The organism is Candidatus Infernicultor aquiphilus (genome assembly GCF_002784285.1).
Lineage (GTDB): Bacteria > Atribacterota > Phoenicimicrobiia > Phoenicimicrobiales > Phoenicimicrobiaceae > Infernicultor > Infernicultor aquiphilus.
On the sequence record NZ_PFKO01000383.1, the window covers coordinates 1 to 333 of the forward strand.

The 333-nt window shown below is 39.6% G+C and carries 1 protein-coding gene; it reads left to right on the forward strand.

Annotated features, from left to right (window positions below):
• Positions 1-333, forward strand: a 333-nt coding sequence (locus COZ07_RS10635; protein WP_406608541.1) for an OPT/YSL family transporter, incomplete at both ends; no start/stop codon positions are given.

Below are 333 nucleotides of genomic sequence, written 5' to 3' on the forward strand. Positions count from 1 at the left end.
TGAAGACGTAGAATTACCTTTTCCTGAATCTGTTGCTGCTGCCGAAATACACAAAGCAGGCAGAAGTGGTGGCGGTGGTTCCAAATTTCTTTTTGGTGCAATGATTGGTGGAGCTGTTATTAAAGCCTTAGGTGAATTTAAATTCTTTGCAGTTGCTTGGGAAAAATTTGTTGTTTTTACCAAACAAACTATTACCGGTACTTCAATCAATGGTCAAGGTGGCTTATTATTGAGTTCTCCTGGCATTAGCCCTGCATATATGGGCGTTGGTTATATTATCGGACCTAAATTAGGTGCTCTTAACTTTAGTGGTGGATTAATTGCTTGGGGTTT